The 24,399-nt window shown below is 57.6% G+C and carries 22 protein-coding genes; 11 read left to right on the forward strand and 11 right to left on the reverse strand.

The genetic code is table 11. The features are described 5' to 3' along the window. Positions 1-414: 414 nt before the first annotated feature. The gene (locus QYH43_RS09200; protein ID WP_301156913.1) at positions 415-1,440 is read right to left on the reverse strand and encodes an AraC family transcriptional regulator; all 1,026 of its coding nucleotides are present in this window, start codon (positions 1,438-1,440) and stop codon (positions 415-417) included. 107 nt (positions 1,441-1,547) lie between these two features. Between QYH43_RS09200 and QYH43_RS09205 the strand changes: the two genes are divergently transcribed. Next, the gene (locus QYH43_RS09205) at positions 1,548-2,585 is read left to right on the forward strand and encodes an alpha/beta hydrolase (RefSeq protein ID WP_301156914.1); all 1,038 of its coding nucleotides are present in this window, start codon (positions 1,548-1,550) and stop codon (positions 2,583-2,585) included. 196 nt (positions 2,586-2,781) lie between these two features. On the opposite strand, the gene QYH43_RS09210 is transcribed toward QYH43_RS09205, so the two are convergent. Continuing rightward, positions 2,782-3,654, reverse strand: coding sequence for a TauD/TfdA family dioxygenase (locus QYH43_RS09210; RefSeq protein ID WP_218232047.1), 873 nt, complete (start codon positions 3,652-3,654; stop codon positions 2,782-2,784). A 272-nt stretch (positions 3,655-3,926) separates the two neighbouring features. Further along, on the reverse strand, positions 3,927-5,201 hold the full coding sequence (locus QYH43_RS09215; RefSeq protein WP_301156915.1) for a flavohemoglobin expression-modulating QEGLA motif protein: 1,275 nt from the start codon (positions 5,199-5,201) through the stop codon (positions 3,927-3,929). Between the two features lie 224 nt (positions 5,202-5,425). Between QYH43_RS09215 and QYH43_RS09220 the strand changes: the two genes are divergently transcribed. The 4 genes from QYH43_RS09220 (at position 5,426) to QYH43_RS09235 (ending at position 13,133) form a co-directional block, all read left to right on the forward strand. Next, a complete protein-coding gene (locus tag QYH43_RS09220) occupies positions 5,426-5,692 on the forward strand; it encodes a hypothetical protein (protein ID WP_095056812.1) in 267 nt (88 codons plus the stop codon). Between the two features lie 132 nt (positions 5,693-5,824). Continuing rightward, positions 5,825-6,982: a two-component system response regulator gene (locus QYH43_RS09225; RefSeq protein ID WP_095056811.1), complete on the forward strand. Its 1,158-nt coding sequence runs from the start codon at positions 5,825-5,827 to the stop codon at positions 6,980-6,982. Positions 6,983-7,039: 57 nt separating this feature from the next. Continuing rightward, positions 7,040-11,437 (forward strand): response regulator, encoded by a 4,398-nt coding sequence (locus tag QYH43_RS09230; RefSeq protein WP_301156916.1) that lies wholly within the window; start codon positions 7,040-7,042, stop codon positions 11,435-11,437. A gap of 145 nt (positions 11,438-11,582) precedes the next feature. After that, positions 11,583-13,133 (forward strand): phospholipase D family protein, encoded by a 1,551-nt coding sequence (locus tag QYH43_RS09235; protein WP_301156955.1) that lies wholly within the window; start codon positions 11,583-11,585, stop codon positions 13,131-13,133. A gap of 42 nt (positions 13,134-13,175) precedes the next feature. Here the strand turns inward: QYH43_RS09235 and QYH43_RS09240 are convergent, their stop codons facing one another. The 6 genes from QYH43_RS09240 to QYH43_RS09265 form a co-directional block, all read right to left on the reverse strand. Beyond that, complete coding sequence (locus QYH43_RS09240; RefSeq protein WP_301156917.1) at positions 13,176-13,514, reverse strand: hypothetical protein; 339 nt, start codon at positions 13,512-13,514, stop codon at positions 13,176-13,178. A 9-nt stretch (positions 13,515-13,523) separates the two neighbouring features. Then, positions 13,524-14,144, reverse strand: a complete 621-nt coding sequence (locus QYH43_RS09245; protein WP_301156918.1) for a DUF4157 domain-containing protein — start codon at positions 14,142-14,144, stop codon at positions 13,524-13,526. A gap of 204 nt (positions 14,145-14,348) precedes the next feature. After that, the gene (locus QYH43_RS09250; RefSeq protein ID WP_301156919.1) at positions 14,349-15,236 is read right to left on the reverse strand and encodes a serine hydrolase; all 888 of its coding nucleotides are present in this window, start codon (positions 15,234-15,236) and stop codon (positions 14,349-14,351) included. Positions 15,237-15,390: 154 nt separating this feature from the next. Continuing rightward, positions 15,391-15,798, reverse strand: a complete 408-nt coding sequence (locus QYH43_RS09255; protein WP_143498332.1) for a hypothetical protein — start codon at positions 15,796-15,798, stop codon at positions 15,391-15,393. 239 nt (positions 15,799-16,037) lie between these two features. Then, positions 16,038-16,619 carry a hypothetical protein gene (locus tag QYH43_RS09260; protein WP_301156920.1) on the reverse strand — a complete coding sequence of 194 codons (582 nt, stop codon included), beginning with the start codon at positions 16,617-16,619 and terminating at the stop codon, positions 16,038-16,040. A gap of 180 nt (positions 16,620-16,799) precedes the next feature. Next, positions 16,800-17,729 (reverse strand): LysR family transcriptional regulator, encoded by a 930-nt coding sequence (locus QYH43_RS09265; RefSeq protein ID WP_218232046.1) that lies wholly within the window; start codon positions 17,727-17,729, stop codon positions 16,800-16,802. 104 nt (positions 17,730-17,833) lie between these two features. Between QYH43_RS09265 and QYH43_RS09270 the strand changes: the two genes are divergently transcribed. The 6 genes from QYH43_RS09270 to QYH43_RS09295 all read left to right on the forward strand — a co-directional run bounded on the left by QYH43_RS09270 (position 17,834) and on the right by QYH43_RS09295 (position 22,997). Beyond that, positions 17,834-18,685, forward strand: coding sequence for a transporter substrate-binding domain-containing protein (locus QYH43_RS09270; protein ID WP_095056936.1), 852 nt, complete (start codon positions 17,834-17,836; stop codon positions 18,683-18,685). A gap of 15 nt (positions 18,686-18,700) precedes the next feature. After that, the gene (locus QYH43_RS09275) at positions 18,701-19,381 is read left to right on the forward strand and encodes an amino acid ABC transporter permease (protein ID WP_095056805.1); all 681 of its coding nucleotides are present in this window, start codon (positions 18,701-18,703) and stop codon (positions 19,379-19,381) included. Continuing rightward, positions 19,371-20,033 (forward strand): amino acid ABC transporter permease, encoded by a 663-nt coding sequence (locus QYH43_RS09280; protein ID WP_095056804.1) that lies wholly within the window; start codon positions 19,371-19,373, stop codon positions 20,031-20,033. Before QYH43_RS09275 ends, QYH43_RS09280 begins: the two co-directional genes overlap by 11 nt. 25 nt (positions 20,034-20,058) lie before the next feature. After that, entirely contained in the window at positions 20,059-21,021 is a 963-nt protein-coding gene (locus tag QYH43_RS09285; RefSeq protein ID WP_095056803.1) for an agmatinase, read from the forward strand. Between the two features lie 68 nt (positions 21,022-21,089). Next, entirely contained in the window at positions 21,090-21,809 is a 720-nt protein-coding gene (locus QYH43_RS09290) for an amino acid ABC transporter ATP-binding protein (protein ID WP_223530247.1), read from the forward strand. A 390-nt stretch (positions 21,810-22,199) separates the two neighbouring features. Continuing rightward, a complete protein-coding gene (locus QYH43_RS09295) occupies positions 22,200-22,997 on the forward strand; it encodes a lytic transglycosylase domain-containing protein (RefSeq protein ID WP_301156921.1) in 798 nt (265 codons plus the stop codon). A 47-nt stretch (positions 22,998-23,044) separates the two neighbouring features. Here the strand turns inward: QYH43_RS09295 and QYH43_RS09300 are convergent, their stop codons facing one another. Both QYH43_RS09300 and QYH43_RS09305 read right to left on the reverse strand, forming a co-directional pair. Continuing rightward, a complete protein-coding gene (locus tag QYH43_RS09300) occupies positions 23,045-23,662 on the reverse strand; it encodes a dTMP kinase (RefSeq protein ID WP_301156922.1) in 618 nt (205 codons plus the stop codon). 358 nt (positions 23,663-24,020) lie between these two features. Then, the gene (locus QYH43_RS09305) at positions 24,021-24,359 is read right to left on the reverse strand and encodes a hypothetical protein (protein WP_095056935.1); all 339 of its coding nucleotides are present in this window, start codon (positions 24,357-24,359) and stop codon (positions 24,021-24,023) included. Between the last annotated feature and the right edge of the window lie 40 nt (positions 24,360-24,399).

Here is a 24,399-nt window from a genome sequence, read left to right on the forward strand (position 1 = left end):
CGATGCCTTGGCGGCACCGACGACTCTTCCAAAGCAAGGAGCAGACCAGATTAGTAAGAGGTACCCGAAAAAGTGGCAAAGTGCCGCTGCAAAAAAACACTGAATTTCCGTCAGCAGAATAAAAAGTCAAATAGAAACAACGGATTGAAAAGCGTCAGTTTCATGACTTTTTCTGAAGAAAAAAATAATACAGACAAAGTTTTGACAGCTGGATGAGTCGGACCGTACGGGCTAAACGCCTCAAAACTGCGCGCGCCGCACAATTAGGGGGCTTCGCGGGGGCCAGCAGAGGGTCACAGAAGTGCTGGACAGGTTCGCATGGCAGTCAGGCTCAGTTCACATTAAAAAAGCATTGAAGCGAGTCAGAAAGACCGAAAACGCAGAATTTGCACACCGTCGAAAGGATCGAAAAGGCTAAACCGACCGCGTCGCCTTGCTCACTCTGTAGCAGGCAGCCCAATCCGAGGGGGGCTTGCCAAACTGGCTGCGGAACCAGCGTGAAAAGTCTCCGGCCGAGGAAAAGCCGAGGAGTTCGGCGACCTCATACAATCGACGTTTGCTGTTGGCCAGGTACTCTTCGGCGAGTTCAGCGCGCACCGCATTGATGATCGTTGTGACACTCTGGCCTTCGGTCGCCAGGTGTCGGTTAAGGGTGCGTCGATGCATGCCAAGGTGCTGGGCAACCCCATCCACAGAGCACAGTCCGCTGGGCAGCAGCATCTTGACGATCTGGCGTACCCGCTGCGACGGTTCGTCACGCTGGTTGGCCAACTGCAGGTCCAGCGAGCGCTTCACCTCGCGGTGCAACGCGGGGTCAGCTGCGGGAATGGGCATGTCCAGGTCACGCGCGCGGCAAACGATGGCATTGAATTCCTGTGAAAATTCGATGGCTGTTCCCAGCACGCGATGGTGCACGTCAAGGCTGGCAGGTCGCTCGTGCGTAAAACTGACCCGCACAGGGCGGAACGTATTGCGTGTCAGCACGCTCAACGTGCGCAGTCCGATACCTGTCGACTGCTCGATAGCCTGGCGCCAGACCCCGTTATGACCCTGCATCTTCACACCCACATGCAGCAGCACCAGGTCGCCCATGTCTTCAAGTCGCAACTCCACTCCGGCGTTATGCAGCCGCATGTAGCGTGCGCACGATTGCAGGGCTGCGCGCAATGTCGGTTCTTCGCGAATGAGCAGCGCCAGCATGCCGAAGTTGGACAGTTGTCGTGTCTGCGCGAGCAACAATCCGAAAGCTTCTTGGCCGGACAGACGGGCCGACTCCTCCAGCAACCACCCCACCGAGTCGGTGCTAATCATGATATTCGGATCGTCGAGGACGCTGGCCGGCAACCTGGCCAGGCGCAGCATGCGAAATGGATCGAGCCCCACTGAGCGCGAGACCTGCTCATAGTTGGTAAGGCTGGCACTTCGCGTCAGGGTGAACATAGATCTACATGTCCCAATTTCACAAGATTGTGTCCTGAGGAGCTTAGTGCAGGATGTCCTGTCACGGCTACCTTCATGCCAATAACGACAAAAAGATGAAGGTAGACATGGACACACGCACTGCAAAACGAATCGGCCAGCCGCTCGCAGCGATCACGCAAGTGGACGCCGACGATCCTGATGCATTCAACCACTGCTTTGCTGAACTCAATGGCATTCGCCTGCATTACATCGACGAGGGGCAGGGCCCGCTGGTCATCCTGCTGCACGGTTTTCCCTATCTCTGGTACATGTGGCGGCGACAGATCGTGGCATTGGCCGAGTCGGGATATCGCGTCGTGGTCCCCGATCAACGGGGTTTTGGCCAGACCGATCGGCCCGATGCGATTGAAGCCTATGACATGAGCCAGGCCGTCGGCGACATGGTGGGTTTGATGACGGCTCTGGGCGAAACGTCCGCGGTGATCATTGGACACGACTTGGGTGCCTGGGTGGCCCAAGCCGCGGCGATGCTGAGGCCGGATCTGTTCTGTGGTCTCGTGATGCTCAATACGCCGGTGCCTCCACGCGGCAAGGTCAAACCGACCGCAGGTTTACAGGCAATGGCAAAGGGCAGGGTGTATCACCACCTGTATTTCCAGCAACTCGAAAAGCCGGATCGCGAGTTGGCCTGCGATCCGAGAAAAACATTGCGTAGCGTTTTCTACTCAATCTCCGGCAGCGCTGTCGGGGCTGAACGCTGGCGTCTGTTCATCGAGCCCGGTGAGCCTATCCTCAACGCGTTCACTGAACCGAAGGGCGAGTTCCCGTCATGGTTGAGCGCGCGGGCGCTCGACTACTACGTCGCTGAATACACACGTACAGGGTTCACCGGCGCCCTCAACTACTACCGTTGTCGTGACCGGAATTGGGAAATCACAGCGTTTCTTGACGGCGCGGTGGTGCGCCAGCCGAGCCTGTTCATCGGTGGTGCTGCCGACCCTTCGCTTGAGCCGATCGAAATACGCAGCCTTTATGACCAGCTCGACAGCTATCTACCCGGATTACAGATGAAGGTTCTGCTGTCCGGCGTGGGCCATAGCGCCGCGGAAGAAAGCGCCGATCAAGTCAACGAACTGCTCCTGACGTTTCTCGGGCAGTTCTAACGATGGGGCGCTCCGGCGCCCCCATTCGCGTTTTTTCTCGGCAGTGATTCGCCACCGATGACGGCGGTGTCGACGTGTTCGTAGAACATGTTTATCTCCATTACGGCGTATCAGATCGAGTATTCGTCGGCAGCCACGGCCGCCCGACCCATCTCTGATGGTCGGGTGCCCTGGATATATCTGGAAGCAGTTCGAATCAGCTGAGCGGGGTGCCAGCGAGTGTGGCGCGCAGCATCTTTCTTGGCGCATTGCCGTAGTCAGCCACCGCGTAGTGCTGGACTTGCAGGTTGTCCCACATGGCAATCGTGTTGGTTCGCCACTTCAGACGTACCTGATATTCCGGAATCGCGGCCTGAGACGTCAGGTAGTTCATCAGGTGATGAGCCTCGGGCATGAAGTCCTGGCCGTAGCGGATGTCTTCGAAGTTGAAGAAGTTCGAGAAATGGGTGGTGAACGCGGAGTTGACGAACAAGACCTTTTCGCCCGTTTCCGGATGGGTAAGTACCACCGGGTGTTCGGCGGCAGGGTTTTTCGCGGCCATCGCATGGCGGTCGTCGCGTGGCAACTGGGCGCCAAAGGTATGCTCGGCACTGTGTTTGGCGTACAGACCGTCGATTCGTTGCTTGATGGCCTGTGGCAAGTTTTCGTAAGCCATCACCATGTTTGACCACAGCGTGTCGCCACCCGACTCCGGACCCATTTCGCAGCGCAATACCGCTCCACGGGGCGGTGCCTTCTTGTAGGTGACATCGGCATGCCAGAGGTTTTCGCGACTGGCCTTTTCGACATAGGTCTTGGGCTTGCTTGGGTCAAGGTTGCGATACAGCATCAACAGCTTGTCCGCCTCTGGATGGCTCGGCGCCAATGGGTGACCTTCCAGCTCACCGAATTGCGCGGCGAATTGCTGTTGCTCCAGAGGGGTGAGGTCCTGATCGCGAAAGAACAGCACTTTGTGCTTCAACCACAGCGCCCTGATTTGTGCGATCAGCTCAGGGTCCCGGGTTGCATCGGCCAGGTTGATGTTGCTGAGTTCAGCGCCGATGGCGGGGGAGCAGATCTCCACTTTGATCGAATGCTGGCGCACTGACGACCGGATAATCGCGGGTGCCGAGGGGGTGAGGGGTGAAGGAGTGTCTTGGGTTGCGGTGACTGTTGTCATTGTTGTCTCCAATCCGTGCTGTACGGCGGTGCGCAATATTGAGCATCCGCTATAGGTGGCAGGCCCCTGCTGATGGGCAGAGGTGCCGGGGCCTATAGTAGGTAGGCCGGATGGGACGCTATTGGCGTAGCAGGACAGTTTCTTCGCAAATTGGGACAGCTTCGGACTTCATGCTGCCCTGATCACAGGGCGCTCGCATCGTCTTCGTGTTCGTCGGCGAAGGCCATGAGCACGTCCAGATCGAGTACATCCAGCTGGATCCGGGTAATAAAGGCAGAGAACGCCAGGTTGGCGGCGAGCCGACGTAAATCGCTGGCCCAGGCCGGAACGTGAATCGGTCCCTGGAGCCAGCCGGAGTCGAACAGTGGCGCCAGTCGCAAGGTGTCCCCCAGGCTGATGCGTCCCGCAAACAGATGGCTGACCAGTTCCGGTCGATTATCACGGATCGCAATGCGCAGCAGGGTGTGGACGCCGAGCAAACCGGTCAGGTACGCGGCATCCTTGGTAAACGCCGATCCACCACGCAGGTCGGCGCCGCGGAAAATCCGCTGGGTCGAGCGAAAGGACTCCTCTTGCGACTGACCGGCCGCGACAAATCCTTCGAACACCTGAATGAAATCGGCGCCGTCCAGCGCCTGCTGAACCCCAAGTACGCGCAGGGCCAGGCGCCGCAGGCGGTTGATGTCCATGCTGCCGGTGAACAGTTCGGCGAGGGTCGCGATGCCCTCTTGAGTCTGGGTCGTGCGGGGCGCCCCCAGGCCCAGGCTTTTGAGGTTGGGTTGGCGTGCACCATTTTGTGCCGTTGCCACATGCACGAAGGCTTCGTGTTGCAATAACTGGTTCTTGTCCAGTTCCGAGAACATCGCGCTGGCGCGCAGGCGGATGCGGCTTGAACCCGCGATCGCCTTGGCCGCCAGGGTGGGATCGAGTGCGACGGTAATTCGACCCGGACCAAAGAACTGGTCCAGTTCCGGTTGCATCCAGGCAGCGAAGGCCTCGGCCGGGATATCCGCTTCGCTCGGCGGAATTCGGGTGCCGCCGAGCAAGGCATCGGTGGTATCGAGGAAAAATCGGGCCGCGTCCACCATGGTCAGTTTCAGGCGCGGATACTCAAAATCCGGGCGCCGATACAACGCTGACGAATATTGTGTGAACGCGGGCGTGCCAATGGCGCCCAGCATCCGTCCGGCCTTGGCATAGCTGCGCGCCGTCATGGCCAGGTGATGCCCGGCGGGGTGCTGCTCATCGCAGCGGCCAGCGAAATCTTCCAGGGCGACGATCCCGGCACTGTGATCGCGCGGGCGCAGCTCGACGCGGGGTAATCGTGCCTGACCGCCGCGCCAATGTTCCAGGAAGTCTTCCTCGACCCCAACCGGCCAGGCCAGGGCGTCCAGCACGCGGATCTTGCAAGCCAGACCGGGCAGGGCGGCATCGAGTTCGGGCAGCGAGACGCTCATGGAGATCTCCTCGGCGGCGATGTTTCATTGCAAAAGCTTAGTCGCTGTCGATGGCCATTTTGCGATCTTTGCAGAATACGCTCCTTGCGGGACTGCCTTTGGGGTCCTATCGTCAGATCTCATGTGCCACGAAGCAATTTTGTGGGTAACGTCAGACACATTTCCCTGAACATCCTCGGTGGGCCTGAGACGCAACCGGGCGATTTCGAATTGGAGAAAGAATCATGATTCGCAAGCAATGTTTGAAAACTCTGGCGGCGCTGTTCCTGGTCGCCGCGGGTGTGCAGTCGGTGTCACTGCCGGCGTACGCGACCGAGCAGGGTGAGCAACGGCGTGAAGCACGGGATACCCGTCAGGACGGGCGCTCTACGGCACGACAAACCAAGGATGATTGCAGAAAGAGCAGTGACAAGACCAACGCCGATTGTCGTCAGGAAAAGCGCAGCACCAAGCAGGACACACGTCGCACAGCGCGGGACATCAAATACTGATCGTCAAGCGATTGATTGCCTGAATCATGTGCTACGCGGGTAGGCGATACGCAAGTATGGCAGCTAAACTCTGTTTCGCCGGGGTGAAAATGTCGCCTTGGGATGCCGATATCTGACAGGGAGCCGCCGGCCATGAGTGTCGAACAGAGTCGTTACAGTGCGCCTACCCTCCTGGTGGTCGATGACACGCCCGATAACCTGATGCTGATGACCGATCTGCTCAAGGATAAATACCGGGTCAAGGCCGCCAATAGTGGCGAAAAGGCTTTGCGGGTATTGCAAGGCGATACGCTACCGGACCTGATCCTGCTCGACATCATGATGCCCGGAATGTCCGGCCATGAAGTGGCAGAGCGGCTCAAGCGCGACCCGCGCACCTGTGATATTCCGATCATCTTTCTGACGGCCATGGCCGGAACCGAAGATGAGATCCATGGCCTGGAGCTCGGGGCCGTCGACTACATCACCAAACCCATCAGACCGGCGCTGGTTCTGGCGCGGGTGGATACCCAACTCAAACTCAAGGCGGCGAAGGACTTCCTGCGCGATCACAACGACTATCTGGAAAAAGAAGTCGAGCGCCGGACCCGTGAAGTGACTGCGATCCAGGACGTGGCGATCCAGGCCATGGCTTCACTGGCCGAGACGCGCGATAACGAAACCGGCAACCATATCCGCCGGACTCAGCATTACATCAAGGTGCTGGCCGAGCATCTGCGCGATCATCCGCGTTTCAGTCCCTTCCTCAGCGAGGAGACCATCGAGCTGCTCTTCAAGTCGGCGCCGCTGCACGACATCGGCAAGATCGGCATTCCCGACCATATCCTCCTCAAGCCGGGACGCTTCACCGAGGAAGAGTTCGAGATCATGAAGACTCATACAACGTTGGGGCGTGACGCCATCCAGCATGCCGAGGATGCGCTCGGCATTCGCGTCGACTTCCTCGTTCTGGCCAAGGAGATTGCCTACAGTCACCAGGAGAAATGGGACGGCAGCGGGTACCCGCAGGGGCTGGCGGCTGACGATATTCCCATCAGCGCCCGGTTGATGGCGGTGGCCGATGTCTATGACGCGCTGATCAGCCGTCGGGTCTATAAATCCGGAATGCCCCACGAGCAGGCCGTCGAGATTATTCGGCAGGGGCGAGGCAGCCACTTTGATCCGGACATCTGCGACGCTTTCCTGGCCTGCGTTGAACAGTTCCAGGCCATTGCCGAGCGTTTCGCCGACACCAATCAGGACATGGCAGCCAAACAGGCCGCCCTGGAACGTAGCGGCCAGACGCCTTGAACCCGGTACTTTCCACTCCCTTCACCCGTATTTTTATCAGGATCACGAGGACAGGCCATGGCCGGATTGCGCACCCTGCTTGAGCGCCTTGCGCTTCTGCACAAACTGATTCTGGGGTTTTCCGCGCTACTGCTGTTGGTGCTGGTGCTCGGTGTACAAAGCCTGCGGACCCAGCATTCGCTGGAGCAGGACATGCAGAAACTCTACCTGCAGGAACTGGTGGGCATGGAGTACTTGCATGAAGCGCGGGTTCAACTGCCCCATATGATGCAAGCACTGCAGCGTGCGGTAGGCACCGACAGCGCATCGATCCGCGTCGAATCCCTGCAGCAGTTGCGTGACATCCAGAATCGGCTGCAGCTCGCGCTGGCCCAGGCCAAAGTGACCCTGCGGCGTGCGGAGAATCTGGCACGTCTCGCCGAGTTCGACCTGTTGCTGCAACAGTTGCAGCGCCATGGCGATCACGCCTTTCAATTGATCGATCAGGGCCAGCAGAGTCAGGCGTTGGTGCTGCTCAATAGCAGTGAGTTCCAGCAACTGGCTCAGCAGGCCGACACCCTTTTGTACGCGATCGCCCAGATCAAGGAAGCCTCGATTCGCGACACGGCCAAGGACATTGCCGACTATGCCGAACGCAGCACCCTGCTGACCTACATATTGTTGTTCGGAGGCCTGTCGCTGGCGCTGCTGCTGGCCTGGCTGGTCAGCCAATCGATACGCAATCCGCTCAACCGGGTGCGGGTGGCCGTGGACCAGTTGGCCGCCGGGCAGCTGGATCAGCCGATCCCTCACACCGACATGAATAACGAAACGGGCGACCTGGCACGGGCCATCGCCAAACTGCAGAGCGAGTCCCAACAGCTGGAGCACCAGCGCTGGATCAAGTCGCATACCGCCCAGTTGCAGGTTGATCTGCAACAGGCTGAAACGCCCGCCGAGTTGGCGCAGGTGTTTCTGCAGTGCATGGCCGGCCTGCAGGGAATCTGCCAAGGGGTGCTTTACAGCGCGAACGAGGACGCCGGCACGCTTTCGCTGATGGGCCGTTATGCGACCGATGCCGAGCGACCGCCTGAGGCACAAGTCTTGTTCGGCGATGGTCTGTTGGGGCAGTGCGCGGTGGATCGTCAGCCACGTCAGTTTCAGGCGCTGCCGGAGCATCAATGGCGTTTGCACTCGCCGCTTGGCGAGATGACAGCGAGTTGTTTGCTGCTGCAACCCATCGTGCGCGGCGAGCGGCTGCTGGGCGTACTCGAACTGGCCGGTCTGGAGCCGTTGGGCGAGCGCGAATTACAGCTGTTGCATGAGGCCACGCCACGCCTGGCTGCCGCGATGGCGATTCTGGAGCGTAACCAGGCGGTCAAGACGCTGTTGGCAGAAACCCGTCGCCAGGCCAATGAAATGGCGGAACAGGCGCTGCAACTGGAAGAACAGGCCAAGGCGCTCGAAACCCAGCAGTCGGCCTTGCGTGCGACCGAGGCCTGGTATCGCGGGATCATCGAAGCGGCCCCGGACGGCATGCTGGTGGTGGATGCCGACGGAAAGATCCTGCGAACCAATCGCCAACTGGATCAACTGTTCGGTTACGCGGCCGGTGAGTTGATTGGCGAGAAAATCGAACGTCTGGTGCCCGTCGCCAGTCGAGAGCACCACGTGGGTCTGCGCAAGGAGTTCGTGGCCCACGGCGACACTCGACAGATGGGAAGCTATCTGGATGACCTGCAAGGCGTGCGCAAGGACGGTAGCCACTTTTCGGCCGAGATCAGCCTGTCGCACCTGCCGAGTCTGGACGGGGGTGAAACCTGCGTGTGCGCTTCGGTGCGTGATGTCAGTGAGCGCCGTCAGTTGCAAGCGGCGCTCAAAGCCAGTGAGTCCCAGTTGCGCGCCGTGCTCGACAGCAGCCCGGTGGCCATGGTGATCAGAGACTTCGATGGGCGTCCGAGCTACTGCAATCCGCAGTTCAACAGTTTGTTCGGAACCCGTCTGGCGGAACTGGAGGGGACGGATCCGGCGCAGTTCTGGGTCGACCCGCAGGCACGCCAGCGCTTTCTCGCTGCGGCCTCGCAAGGTCAGGTGCTGAATTTCGAGACCACGATGCAGCGCGCCGGTGGTGAACGCTTTGACGTACTGGTGTCGGCTGTCTCGATGACACTGGGAGAGCGGGGCATGGATGCCAATTGGTACTTTGACATCACCGATCGCAAGACCGCCGAGGCCGAGGTGCAGCGCGCACGCGAGGCCGCGGAGGAGGCGACCCGGGCCAAAAGCGACTTCCTGGCCACCATGAGCCACGAAATCCGCACTCCGATGAACGCCATCATCGGCATGAGCCACCTGGCCTTGCGAACCGAACTCGACCACCGTCAACGTAACTACATCGAGAAGGTCCATCGCTCGGCCGAAAGCCTGCTGGGCATCATCAACGATATCCTCGACTTCTCCAGAATCGAGGCCGGCAAGATGAACCTCGAACACATTCCCTTCCATCTCGAGGACGTGCTCGACGGGTTCGCCAGCATGATTGGCCTGAAAGCCGAGGACAAAGGTCTGGAATTGCTGTTCAACACGGCACCTGAACTGCCGACCGCGTTAGTCGGCGATCCGTTGCGCCTGGGCCAGGTGCTGATCAACCTGGGCAACAATGCGACGAAGTTCACCGAGCAGGGCGAGATTGTGCTCGGTGCAGAACTGCGAAGCGCCGAAGGTGAGCAGGCGCAACTGCATTTCTGGATGCGCGACAGCGGGATCGGCATGAGCGCCGAGCAATGCTCGCGCATGTTTCAACCGTTCAGCCAGGCCGACAGTTCCACCACGCGTAAATACGGCGGCACCGGGTTGGGCCTGGCCATCTCCAAGCATCTGGTGGAGCTGATGGGCGGGACCATCTGGGTGGAGAGCGAGCCGGGCATAGGGTCCACTTTTCATTTCGAGGTAAGCGTGGGCGTGCAGCGCGACGCCCATCTACGCCGCATGTTGACCGCCGACGAATTGGTGGGTAGCCGTGTGCTGGTTGTCGACGACAACGCCACGGCGCGCGAGATTCTGTCCACCATGGCGCGCGGTTTTGGTGTCGAAGTGGACGTCGCGCAAAGTGGTCGAGCCGCACTGGCCATGTTGGTGGAAGCCGAAACCAAGGGGCTGCCCTATGACCTGGTGCTGATGGATTGGCGCATGCCCGGCATGGATGGCGTGGAGACGGTGCGGCAGATGCAGGCCGCCAAACTGGTGAAAACGCCGTCAGTGATCATGGTCACTGCTTTTGGTCGCGAAGAGGCTCGCGAAGAAGCCAGCCGGCACGGCATTCAATTGCCGGTGGTACTGACGAAACCGGTGACGCCGTCGACGTTGCTGGAGGCGCTGGGCACCGTGCTGGGAAAAATCCCCCACGTCGATACCCGGGCCAACAAGCGCACCGACCAGAGCACCAGCGCCATGGCCAGCCTGCGTGGCGCGCGACTGTTGCTGGTGGAAGACAATGAGCTGAACCGCGAACTGGCGTGTGAACTGCTGGAGAGCGCCGGTATCGAGTTGTTGCTGGCCAATCATGGCAAGGAAGCGCTCGACCAGTTGGAGCGGGACTCGGACTTCGATGGTGTGTTGATGGACTGCCAGATGCCGGTGATGGACGGGTACACCGCGACCCGCAAAATACGCGAGCAGCCTCGTTGGGCGAATCTGCCGGTGATCGCCATGACCGCCGACGCCATGGCGGGGGACCGCGAACGGGCGCTTGCCTGCGGCATGAACGATCACATCTCCAAACCCTTGAACGTCGAAGACATGTTCGCCACGTTGGCCCGGTGGATACATCCGGGAGTGGGTCGCGGCGCTCCTGTTGCCGTCATTTCGCCGCTGACGACGGAGTCTACAGACGTGCTGCCGGCCAGCCTTCCCGGTATTGATTTGAGTGCAGGCCTGAGCACGTGTATGGGCAAGGTCGAGCTCTATTTGCGCCTGCTGCGCAAGTTTTGCGCCAGCCAGCAGTCTTTTAGCGCCGAGTTCCTGGCGGCCCGAGCTGACAGCGATCCGAAGGTGGCAATCCGATTGGCCCACACCTTGCGCGGGACGGCCGGTAACATCGGTGCGATTGAACTGGCGAACGACGCCGGCGTCCTGGAACAGGCGTGCCTGAACGGTGGCGCAGGGCAGGACCTGACAGATTCGCTGGTGGAGGTCGAACGCTGCCTGGCCATCGTGCTGGAAGGCTTATCGGTGCTGACCGAACCGACAGCGCCCATAGACGCCGTCACCGCACCCTTCAACAGCGAATGGCAGGCGCAATTGGCCCACGTCCGGCATCTGCTGGCCGAGAGCGACACCCTGGCGCTGACCGCCCTGCACGAACTGCAGGGGCTGGCGTCAGGCCCTCGGGTCGTCGAGCAGTTGCACCGGGTTGTTCAGCAAGCGGAGAGCTTCGATTTCGATCAGGCACTGGAGTTACTCGAAAACCTGTCTTGATCCATTCTGGGGGGAATGGTCGGAAACTTCGACACGTTGGCTGAACCGGGCTTTACTGAAATCAGGCGTGCAGATTGCCGTGGGGTCGTAACCATAGGCGGGTTCCTGAGGTCAGAACACATCCAGCGAGGACGAGCCTTTGCCCATCTTCCGGTTCATTCCCGCCGTGTTGGTCGCACTGGTGCTCGCTGGCTGCGCGACCCCCACGCGTTTGCCCCATGACTACAGCTCGGTGATACCTGCCAGCGAATCGGCTTTCGGGCGCTCGATCCAGGCGCAAGCCGCACCGCAGGAAGGGCGCTCCGGATTTCGCTTGCTGCCCAACAGCAGTGAAGCGTTCCGGGCGCGCGCCGAGTTGATCCGCAATGCGCAAAAAAGCGTCGATCTGCAGTACTACATCGTGCACAACGGTCTCAGCACCCGGGCACTGGTGCGTGAAATGCTGCTGGCCGCCGATCGCGGTGTACGCGTACGCATCCTGCTCGATGACACCGCCAGTGACGGCCAGGAAGAAGTCATCGCTACATTGGCCGTGCACCCGAACATCCATATCCGTGTGTTCAACCCGTTGCATCTGGGACGCAGCACCATGGTGACCCGAGCCATGGGCCGTCTGCTCGATCTTTCCCAACAGCACCGGCGCATGCACAACAAACTGTGGCTGGCCGACAACAGCGTCGCTATCGTCGGCGGTCGTAACCTGGGCGATGAGTATTTTGACGCCAAGCCCGACCTCAACTTCACCGACATGGACCTGCTGTGCATCGGCCCGGTTGCCGGGCAGTTGGGCGTGAGCTTTGATCAGTACTGGAACAGCACCCTGAGCCAGCCGATCAGCGACTTCCTGATCAACAAGCCAACCGCCGAAGACCTGGCCAAGAGCCGCCAGCGTCTGGATCAATCGCTCCTGACTTCACGTACCGAGAACAAGGCTTTGTACGACCATCTCATGACCTACCGGTCCAAGCCGCAACTCGCCACCTGGCGCAAGCAACTGATCTGGGCCCACGGCAAGGCAATGTGGGACGCCCCGAGCAAGGTACTGGCCGACGACGAGCCGGCCCGCTCGCTATTGATGGCCACGCAACTGCGGCCTGAGCTAGATAGCGTCGATAAAGAACTGATCATGATCTCGGCGTATTTCGTCCCGCAGCAGCCGGGTATGCACTATTTGCTCGGTCGTGCCGATGCCGGTGTGGAGGTACGCCTGTTGACCAACTCGCTGGAAGCTACCGACGTGCCAGCGGTGCATGGCGGCTATGCGCCTTACCGCAAGACCCTGCTCGAACACGGCGTGAAGCTCTATGAGCTGCGGCGCCAGCCGGACGACCCCGGTCGCGCTTCATCGTTTGGCTTCAGTGGTGGCTCGGACTCCAGCCTGCACACCAAGGCCATGATTATGGACCTGCAAAAAGTGTTCATCGGCTCGTTCAATTTCGACCCGCGTTCTGTGTTTTGGAACACCGAAGTCGGGGTGCTGGTCGACAGCGCCGAGTTGGCCGGCTACGTGCGCGAGCTGGCGCTTGAGGGCATGGCGCCTGCGATGAGTTATCAGGCCCGACTGGAAAATGGCGAAATCGTCTGGGTCACGGAGGACGACGATCAACTGCATACCTTGTACGAGGAACCCGGCGGAACATGGCGCAGTTTCAAAGCCTGGCTCAGCGACAAAATCGGTCTGGAGAAAATGCTCTGATCGGTGCGGACCGGATCAGCGGAAACAAATTGTCATGAAATGCTAACGCGTTGTCGCCGATAGAAAGGTTGACATGCTGCGCGTCGATAAACTCCTCCCTACGAACTGCGTGGCGATCCCCCATTTCGATCTTCGATCGGCCGTGCGCTGCCCGGCCGAATGACCTTCAGTCGTAAGGAAAATAACAATATGAGTGCAGAGCGACTTAAAGGCGATCTTAACGCCGAGCTGACCGGTGTGAGTGCCTTCGATGCCATCCAGGATGACGGCCCGTGCAACGGGAGCAGGCAACAGCACAAAGCGCATTTCAAACCCGATCAGGATATTTTCCAGTCGGATTACATAGCCTTTGATTTGCGCTTCGGTGGTTCTGACGATCACTGACAGAACTCATGGTGTTCGAGGTGTCTGCGGCTCGACGGCGGCTCTCGAGGCATTTCCCACCTGCGTTTGAATCTCGTAGGCGGGCGCCTCGACGGCTGAGTAATCACGGGTGTAGCGAGTGGCAAACTCGCGAACGCCCCATTGCTGGTATTGCTGCACGTGCTTCAACTCATGTGCCCAGAGCGCGACATTGTTGAGTGCATCTTCAGCGTCGCGAAAGACGATGATGTCTACCAGGGTGACGGCATTGATATCGGGATTCTGCAGCAGGGTATTGGCAGCGTTCAGCTCCGTTTCATCCCCGACCTTGTAGCGAGCCGTGTCGAGCACTTGAATGTCGTAGTAGGGTTCGAGTTGGGCCCGGATGTTCAGCGGGATGGGTAGAACATCGCCCGTTGCCGCGTTGTTGCGCGACATCACGATCCAGTTCTCCAATCCCGAGGCCGCCAATTGGTTCATGTCTTTGAAGATCGTCCCAAAGTCCTCTTCGGAACCTGGCGCACAAAAGCAGGCGACCACGCAGACTTGATACTGCCCGGTCGGGCAGGCGAGTGCAGACGACGTGGCGCCACCGCAAAAGAGCAGTAACGCCCACCGGAAAAATTGGCGCGAAAAGACAGCTGACAAAAGGCTCTCCAAGGGCAATGACGGTCGGCAGGTGATCATTCGGGCGCGTGGCGCCGTTGTCCAGACCCGCGTTGGACCGCTGGGCGACGGTTCGATTCCTTGGAGGCCATATCTTTTTCAACCCTTTCACGAAGGACGGCAATCGGCCCAAAAAACTGACGTCGAGAGAATCAAGGGAGCGGAGTCGAAGAGGGCGCGGACGCCTCAAACGTAGTTCCTCAAGGCTTGTTTCAATTGGTCGACGACGTGTGCTTCGACGGCGCCTTCACTGACATTTGTCCCAAACGCTGCGCAACAAGCCGAGGCGTCGCCGTCGCTGATGCGGTAAACAGCAATGACACTTCCAGGCCCGCAGCCTGTGTGTCCGCACAGGATCAAGCCGCCTTCAGTTGTGCCCTGCATTACACCAAGGCCATATCCCGGTGTAACCCATGGACGTCCGGGAATCGGACCGCCCAATGTTCGTGCGGTCTGCATTGCCTGGAGCAAGTCCGTGGGGAGAAGGTGTCCGGTGAGCAGTCGATCCAGCAATAGCGCCGCTTGTGAAAGAGGACCGATCAGCAGGCCGTGATAGACCCAGGCGGGGTCATAATTCGGTGGGTTTCCAGGAGAGGCTTCTGCTAAATCTGCTCGCGTTTTAGCGAAGCGAACGCTCGACAAGCCTAAGGGCGTTAGTGCACGTCGACTCACGGCCTCTTCAAGCGCAAGATCAGTCACCCGTTCGATCAGTTTTCCAATCATCCAGTAACCGACATTCGAGTAGTGCCAAGCGGTTCCGGGACTGTATCGAAGTCGAGCACCCTCAAGGCGCTGCATCATTTCATCTGCCGACCAGGCTGGCTCATTGTTCGCAACGGCAGTGTGATACTCCGCCAGTTCGCCATAATCGGCGAGACCGGCCTCATGCCGCAGTAACTGGCGCAACGTGAAAGGTTGATCGAGGATCGGATCGTCCAGTCCCACCAGCCCATCACGCACCAGAGACAGTGTCGTCACGGCCAGGACTGTTTTGGTAAAGCTCCACCATGGGACCGAGCGTTCTGATGGGGCCGGCGTGAGTGACTGGCCATTCGATACAAGTGAGCTCAGCATTGATTTCCCTGGGAGTTGAACAGATCGACAGCTCAACACGGTATCTCATTCGCCCTCATCCTTGAGGCGGCAAAGTCAAATAGAGCCATTTGTACCGTCCAGACCTGCATTCGATCTTTCTGTGGACGAGCCCCTTTACCTCTGTCCTTAGTCCTTAAAATAACCTGGTTATTTCATTCAAGATCCGATCCTGGATTTGAGTACTGGGTCTTTGGCGATAAGCCACTGCTAAAAAAGCAACGCCTTCGTAGTCGCAGCGGATCGAAAAAGTCATGCCTTCACGAAACCCAAAGACTGATCTTTCTCCTGCATCAACAAAGTATCTCGCTTTTGTAAGTGCCGCTCGGGCGTGTTTCAGGCAGTCAGTTTGGCTAAGCGAGTGTCGTATCCAGCTGGTCGTGACACGCACAGAGGAAGTCTCGCTATCATCGATAGGTGGTCGAGTCATTTCTTTATTGGGTGTATTAATATTATCGTTGCTGCTGCAAGCGATCAGCCCTATTGAGATAACAGAAAGTAAAAAGCCAAAACGGAGTCTCGAATGCTTGAGTGCGTTTCGCATCCTGGGGCGTTCCTGTGGCGATGTGCAATGAATGAAATTGCAATTATTAACGTAATAGCGGGTTTCTGATTTTTTGCTACCTGTGATCGGCGAATGCGACCAGTGGTCGTAGATAGCTCGTCCTGTGGTTTTTCTCGAGAGATAGGCTGACTCACCGAACGTTCGGGCGAATCATGTCGCCCATAGGGTGAACAATGCCACTCAAAAAAGCAGCCTGGGTCACGACCCATGTGTCGATATTACGTTAGCTCAAGTCGCTCTAATGCATAATCCTTACCCTCCAGGGTAAGTTCAAAGACGGTGGAGCCGAACGTCCCTCGTGTCACTTTTCGCCTGACAAGACGTTTAACCTGAAGTTGATTTAAACCGGTTTCAACTTCTAACGTACTGAGCGAGACAAGTTTGCAAACCGAGTCTAAATTTGCAACTTTTCTGAAGTTTGCATGGTAGGCCAACGCCTCCATCAGTAGCGTTTGGTTATCCGTCAATTGCGGAAACTGAGGGTTGTTCATTTTGTAAACTTTTCGTTCTATCTCATGTAACTCGCCGTTAGCGCCGTCAGTGAAGCGGGCGTAGTAAAGCGCGACAGACAGCGTGCTGATTAAAATCGCGACAAGCATCAGCGCAGACCAATTCGGCATTGGCGTTTCCAGCAAAAGCCAATCCCGAAAACGTAGCAGCCAGCCCTTGGTCTCGGCTAACAACGTCAGGTCGAACCAGGTGTCGAGCAGCTTCATGGCAGCCCAAACGATAAGGAACCCACCCGCCGAGCTAGCCATAGCCTTGAATGTGAATGGGACTTGCTTGCCTTGTGCGGCCATGCTGCTCGCCTCTGTAGAAACAGATGCTGTGAGCATAGCAAGGGCAAAAAATCGCGGAGCAACACTTGAAATATCAGGCCCAAGATCGCCGCAGGATCTGACTCATGGTGAGATCTTGACTGCCTGTTCACTACCTTCTTCGCGAAGGGTGACAACTCGACTGACTGAACCATTCGTTTTCTATCTGGCTCCATATCGATTCGAGATGGACGAGTCGCTTGCATGCAATTCTTCAAGGATCTCTAGAAAAAGCTCTGCGCTTCGTGACAGAGGGCGAGAAGCCTCGGTTATTGCGCAGATGGTGTTATGGAACACGGGGCTGTCCGGTAACTCCCGCAAGTCGAAGCGCGGGGCAATGAGTTCGACATAATGCTCCGGTAGCAGCCCGGCATAGCCTCCACCTTCAACAAGCATCGCGATCGCTTCCAGTCCTGCGGCTTCGGGCCCACGTTCAAAACCATGCGCAGCCAGCGTTTCTTCGACGAAGGGATGCGGTCGATAAACCAATTGAGGGCGAAGCTGTTTCTCGCTCCGCGCTTGATTCGCCACATACACGCGGTGCTCTTCGACGAACAGCTTTTGGTAATGAAAGACTCGCTCTTTTCTGTACATCCCACGAATGGCCACCTGCACCCGGCGTTCGCGCAGTGCCTGGTTCAAATTGGCAAAGGTCATTACGGCGACTTCTGCCTGAACATTAGGTGCCCGTCGTCTCAGTTCTTTCAGCGCTTCGGTCAGTCGGCAATTCGGATCGGCGAGCATGTGCTCGACAGTACCAATCGAGACGGTGCCGGATATCACAGCACGTACCGCATCAATTTCAGGCTTGATTCGTTCAAGAGAGTTGAGTGCATTAGTCGTCAACTCCAGCGCCACCCTCCCTGCCGCGCTCAGCTTGAAACCTGCCGGACCTCGCTCGCAGAGGCGCACACCCAAGCGCTCCTCTACCTCCTTGATATGCCTGCTGATGGAGGCTTTGGTCATATTTAGCCGGCGTTCAGCCGCAGCAAATCCACCGGCTTCAGCGGCAGCACAGAAAATACGCAGAGAACGTAAGTCACGCTCGGTCAGGTCAAATCGGTTCATGGGAAAAAAGGTATCAGATTCCAAGACCATATTGCCAATAAAGTGATTTTACTTGTGCTTTCGCGCTGGCTAATTTGGTTCCAGCAACCTTCACAAATACAACACTCCAAGAAATGGGGGACCGCATCATGACAACACTCAGTCGCCGAAGCATCGTCAAAACCGTGCTCTTGACCTCGCTGGTTATCTGCACATCAAGCTTCGCATTAGCCCAGGCAGGTACGCTTGCCGACATCAAGCAGCGTGGCAAGCTGACAGTGGGCACCGAAGCCGCTTACGAACCTTATGAGTTCGTTGAAAACGGCAAGGTGGTGGGTTACGGCCACGATATTCTGGAACTGATGGCCGCCAAACTCGGCGTCGAGCTGGAGCAGTTGAACTTGCCGTTCAACGGTTTGCTTCCCGGATTGATGAGCAACAAATTTGATTTCGTGGCCACTTCCGTCGGGATCACACCGGAGCGTGCCAAACGGTTCGCATTCAGTCAGCCCATCGGTATTGTCCGCTCATTGTTCGTCGTCAAGGCGGACAACACCACTATCAGCAAGCCCGAGGATGTAGCAGGCAAAGTGGTGGGAACCCAGATGGGTTCTTCAGCCCAACAAGCACTGCAGGAATACGAGCGAGCACTCAAGGCCGGCAAAGGGCAGGGCTACGCTGACCTCAAGCTGTTCCAGGGCTATCCCGATGTCGGCTTGGCGATTGCCAATGGCTCGATCGATGTGGGTGTTCTACCCAGCAACGTATTGGCTGTGCAAATGCGTCGCCAGCCAGACGTTTATAAGACGGTTGGCGAAGTCGGCGATGCCAAGCTGTTGGCTTGGGTAGTCAATGCTAAAAATCCTGAAGTACGCACCTTTATCAACGAAACCCTTGATGAGATGCGTGCGACGGGCAAGTTGGCGGAACTGCAAAAAAAATGGTTCGGCGAAACGATGACATTACCGACTTCAGGGTATCTGCCTGAAGCGGCCCTCTAAAGGGAGGGTCAGGTAATGACGAGCTGGTTGAGTGCACACACCGCGCTGGGCCCCTTTTTCGATGGGCTACTACAAGGAGCAGCGACAACACTTATCGCAAGTAGCCTGGCTTTTCTGATAGGGCTCGGGCTCGGCGTCCTTTTACTTCTCCTTAGAGTCGCCGCAGGTCCAATTTTCCGATACGCAGTGATGGTCTACGTCAGTGCCATCCGCGGCACACCGTTGTTGATCCAGTTGCTTATCGCGTATTTCGTTTTGCCGAGCCTGATCGGTATTGAGCTGACACCACTCGAAGCGGGGATCCTCGCCCTGTCTTTGAACACGGCGGCTTACATCAGTGAAATCCTGCGAGGCGCTTTGACTTCGATTCCTGGAGGTCAGGTGGCTGCAGCCCAGGCGCTGGGAATGCGCGCTCATCAAAAGTGGCGTTACGTGCTGTTGCCGCAGATGTTCCATCGTTCCATTCCGCCGCTGACCAACGAGTACACCGTACTGCTCAAAGCCTCATCGCTGCTGTCGGTCATCGCTGTCAGTGAGCTTGCGACCGTGGCTCGTAACGCGACGCTGCAAAGCGATCTGCCACTGCAAGTGTTCAGTGCAACAGCGATCGTTTACTTCCTTATTCTGCTGTGCGCTTCGTCGATCTCGCGACTCATCGAGCGCCGCATTGCCAAGGTAATGCCAAATGCCCATTGATATTGAAGTGATCAGCCACGCAATCCCGGCGTTGCTGCAGGGGCTGAAAATCACCGCGACGGTCAGTGCCATAGGAATTCCGCTGGGGATGTTGATCGGTGCTTTGTTCGCTTACATGGCCGATGCCCAGCATTGGTTGCCAAGGCTGTTTGCCCGTTGTTATGTCGAACTTGTCCGAAATGTTCCATTCCTGATCGTGGTGTATCTGCTGTTTTTCGGCCTGCCGCAGCTAGGAGTGCAAGCCTCATCGTTTGCGATCGCCATTGGTGCCACGGCGTTCTACACGGCCGGATATTTCAGTGAAATCCTGCGTGCCGCCTTGAAGAGTGTGCCTGCCGGCCAGGCGCGTGCAGCGCGGTCGCTGGGGTTTTCCGTCTGGCAGGTTCAGCGCTACGTGGTCGTACCGCAAAGCTTCGGCTACCTGATCCCGCCTACGACCAGCCTGATCATCATGATGTTCAAGGACACCGCGATCTTCTCGGTAACCAGTCTTCCTGAGCTGACCTATCAGAGCAACCTGATGACCGCTGACACCTTCGCCTATCTCGAAGTGTTAGGCACCGCTGCATTGCTCTATTGGCTGTCGAGCATTGTCCTCGATGCGCTTGGCCAAGCACTGGAAGCCCGTGAAAGACACTGGCGGCATCGCTAGAAAATCCCATCATTTAGGAGTTTTTATGAAGAACCTGACCGTCGCCCCACGTACCAGCCATCAGACCCTGCTTTATTCAGAACTGATGACCGATCTGGACAACCTTCAACAGGCGGATATTGCGGTGCTTGGCATGCCTTTTGGTTCGCCTTACGGCCCGCGCTCATATACCAACGACCAGACCAATGCACCACTAGCAATACGTCAGCTCACTGACCGTATGGTGCGTGATCCACGGCATTATGATTTCGATATCGATGGCCCGTTGCTGCAAGGCCGTAGCGATATCCGATTCATCGACTGTGGTGATGTCTTGCCAGATGTCGCCAAACCGGGTGAGCACTATGAGCGTGCCGAGCAGGCCGTACGCCAGCTTCTCAAAGCCGGAGCGCTACCCGTCATCCTTGGCGGTGACCACGGAATTACTACGCCGGTTTTACGGGCCTACGACAGTCTCGACCCGATCACCATCATCCATATCGATGCGCACCTTGACTGGCGCGACGACGTGAACGGGATTCGGGAAGGGTTGTCCAGCCCAATACGTCGTGCCTCCGAAATGGCCCATGTCGGCCAAATCTTCCAGATCGGACTGCGCGCCCAAGGTAGCGCACGCCCCGAAGATCTTGAGGTCGCGCGCGAGTATGGTGCGGAGTTAATCAGTGCCTATGAACTGCATGAGATCGGCATGGACGCAGTACTTTCGCGAATTCCCGATGGTGGGAACTACTACTTGACCATTGATGCCGACGGCCTCGATCCAACCATCATGCCCGCTGTAGATGGTCCGGCCCCAGGTGGCGTGACTTTTTTACAGGCACGCAAACTCATTCACGGATTGGTGAAAAAAGGACGGGTAGTCGGTATGGATATCGTTGAAATCCAGCCGGGTAAAGACAACGCAAGCAACCTCACCTGCGTGACGGCGGGACGCTTGATTGTCAATCTGATAGGCGCCTCTATTCGCGCGGGGTACTTCGACAAATGATTCAGACTAACGCCGCAGTGGCATCGGTTTCCCGCTTCTCTGCAGATGTTCAGCCACACTGCATCAGAATGCGCGGAATCAATAAATGGTACGGAAATTTGCAAGTCCTCAAAGACTGCTCGACGCACGTGAGTAAAGGCGAAATTGTAGTGGTGTGCGGGCCTTCAGGTTCAGGCAAGTCGACATTGATCAAGACGGTCAACGGACTTGAGTCTTTTCAGAAAGGCGAAATCCTGGTGAATGGGCAATCGATCGGCAGTGCAAAAACGGATCTGCCAAAGTTGCGCCAGCAAGTGGGTATGGTGTTTCAGCATTTCGAGCTGTTCCCCCATATGTCGATCATCGAGAACCTGACGTTGCCACAAACGAAGGTGCTCCATCGTCCGACAAACGATGCGAAAGCCAAAGGTCTGGCATTGCTTGAACGTGTGGGCCTCAGCGCGCATGCCCACAAGTATCCGGCACAGCTCTCTGGAGGTCAGCAGCAGCGTGTTGCCATCGCCCGGGCGTTATCGATGGATCCGGTCATCATGCTCTTCGATGAGCCAACCTCGGCGCTGGATCCTGAGATGATCAACGAGGTGCTGGACGTAATGGTGTCGCTAGCCAAGGACGGCATGACGATGATGGTGGTCACCCATGAGATGGGCTTTGCTCGACGGGTGGCAGATCGGGTGGTGTTCATGGAAGAGGGGATGATCATTGATGACACATCCTCTGAAGCATTCTTTAACGGGACATCTTCGGAGCGGGCAAAACTCTTCCTGTCGAAAATACTGGGGCACTAAGTCCAGTAATGTATTCAGCGTTGAACACAGAGTCAGTCAATTAAAGCTCAGTCAGCAGGAATCGATAATGGATCACTCTGCTGACTGACGCATTTCGTATCAGATTTGCTTCGCATCGTGTAACAAGATCTGCGACCGACAGTGAAACGACCTTAATGCGGCCATCCACTTCAGATGGAGGTTTGCAAGGTCGGCTACTGGTCGGTTTCCGCCTGTCGTGAAGGGCAAATAACGGCCACGCCGGCAGCCCGTACGTCAACGCAAGTTCCAAGGCCGGTTACAAGGGGTATAACAGAACAAAGGGCGGTTCACCCAGAATGAGCCCTGCAAAGGCAGCACCCGGGCCAGGCGCCCCAGGCCCGATCGGCGCATTCGGCGCGGAGCGATGTGATGAGTTCCAGAGCACGGCGATGGGCTCGCAAGAGCCTTCTTGGCTGCATCGAACTGGCCTTGCTGGTCACTCCACTGTGCGCCAGCGCCATGTTCAAGTGCCAAACCAGGGACGGCGCTATCAGCTACACCAGCCAAGCCATCGCCAGCGCCCGCTGCACTCGCCTGAATGGCATGACGGGCGCCGGTGCCAAGGCAATGGCCCTGCCGCTTGTGCGGGACGACGACTCAGGCGCGGTGCGGATTCGGGTGTTCACCTTCATCCACAGGGGTGTTCGTCAATATGTCAGCCGGCGCCCCGTCGGGATCTCCGCACGGGTCGATGCCCTTGAGCTATATGTCATCAAGGGCTGCTATCTGTGCATGGCGCCGAAGAATTTCAAGGTTGCCTCACTGCGCCTGGACACCCAATCCTATCGGCGGGAGATCGAAGCCGCTTCGGGTCATTATGGTGTCGACAGGGCGCTGGTCCGCGCAGTGATACATGCCGAGTCGGCGTTTCGCCCCAACGCCATTTCCGAAGCCGGCGCCCAGGGGTTGATGCAGTTGATGCCCGCCACCGCCCAGCGCTTTGCCGTGGACGATCCGTTCGACGCACGACAGAACATTCGTGGCGGCGTGCGCTACCTGGCCTGGCTGCTCAAGCGCTTCAACGGCAACCAGATGCTGGCGTTGGCAGGCTACAACGCTGGCGAAGCGTCCGTGGTCGAGTACAACGGGGTGCCTCCCTACGCCGAGACGCAATCCTACGTCACCCTCGTGCAGTCCTTGACCGAACGCTATCGCAACCATCGCTAGTACCGTAAGGCGCATAACCCGGAACAGGCCGGCGCAGCGAACTTCGCCTAACGGGCATCGAGGACTCTATAGATCTCAGAAGTCACCTGCATCGTTGCGTCTTCGATCGTTCCTTCATTACGGCATAAAACCCAGCCGTGATCTGCAATCGCTCGCTCGAATGCCTTGGTACAAGCGACATGTTCTTCCAGCTTATGGATCACGGTACTGCTCAGCCCACGCCGTCGTGCCGTTGCCCTGGCCCATGAAATATCAGGGGCGGTGACAACCCCGACATGCAGGTCTGGCACTCGCACGTTTCGATCAATGTTCAACTGGAGAATCTCTGCAAACGGGACTATCCGGCGAAACGCGGCGTCAGACGGGTACCAGCGATCGATCAGGATGATGCTGCCTGGTGGCTGTTTAGTCAGCACGTGCTGGGAAATCCAGGTACGGCTATCAGCAAAGCGCTCACAAACCCTCAACTCCAGATCCCGGGTGGGATTTCTGACGAGCCTGTTCACGAGGGCCATTGTTTCGCCCCTATCGGGATCGCTTTTTTGCTCGCAAAGGCGGATCACCTTTTTGTTGTCTGCCCTCAGTACTTTGGTAACGGCCTCCAGCAGTGTGGTTTTGCCGGTTCCCTTGGGCCCATCTAGAGAAACAAACAGCGGACGATTCATTCTTCAAACAACGATTGATATACGGTTTTTTTTGCCCGGTTCGTCCGCTGGAATTGCTTGGCGCAATGACGCGAATCGAGAGGAGGGTGCTATGAACAGAGATTGATGAACACTCTAACCTGATTTCTGGCTAATCCGGGATGCTCGGCCCCCCACTCAGGGCAAATATCTGGCGCCGCAGCGAGGTGCGCGGCCGATATTCTACTGCTCACGACGGTGCTGACTCAGCGACACCACCGTTACAAGAAGACGGCAGTGCGCGAAAACACTGCCGTCGACCCGCTACAGTGGCTAATACCGGTGAATCAAAAGCAGTACCCGATATTGATGTTAGTTCGGTACCAAATTCACGTAGCCGCTACTCAAGCAGTTGATCAATCAACACCGCGTTGGTGTAGATCAAGCTGCCGTCACTCGCTCGGTGTCCAACCAGGTGGAACTGTCCGCGTTCGTGTTGCAGATAGACACGCATCTGGCAGTCGGACAAGGGTGCGTATCCCTCGGGCATGATCAAATCCATCGAGTCCATGTCGACATCGACCATGGCTTCCGGCTCGTGGGACTTCTGCAAGCGCTCTTCGGCCTGCTCCAGACGAACATGCAGCGGTCCGTCGACATAGAAATGGACTTCCCCCATCGGGGTGGACTTTTGGGCGCCGCTGGTTTTACACCAGCCTTCGATCGTCAGGGCACTCATGACGAAACCTCCCATGTGGATTGCTGGAATCTGTCGTTAT

The organism is Pseudomonas sp. C32, assembly GCF_030417915.1.
Taxonomy (GTDB): domain Bacteria; phylum Pseudomonadota; class Gammaproteobacteria; order Pseudomonadales; family Pseudomonadaceae; genus Aquipseudomonas.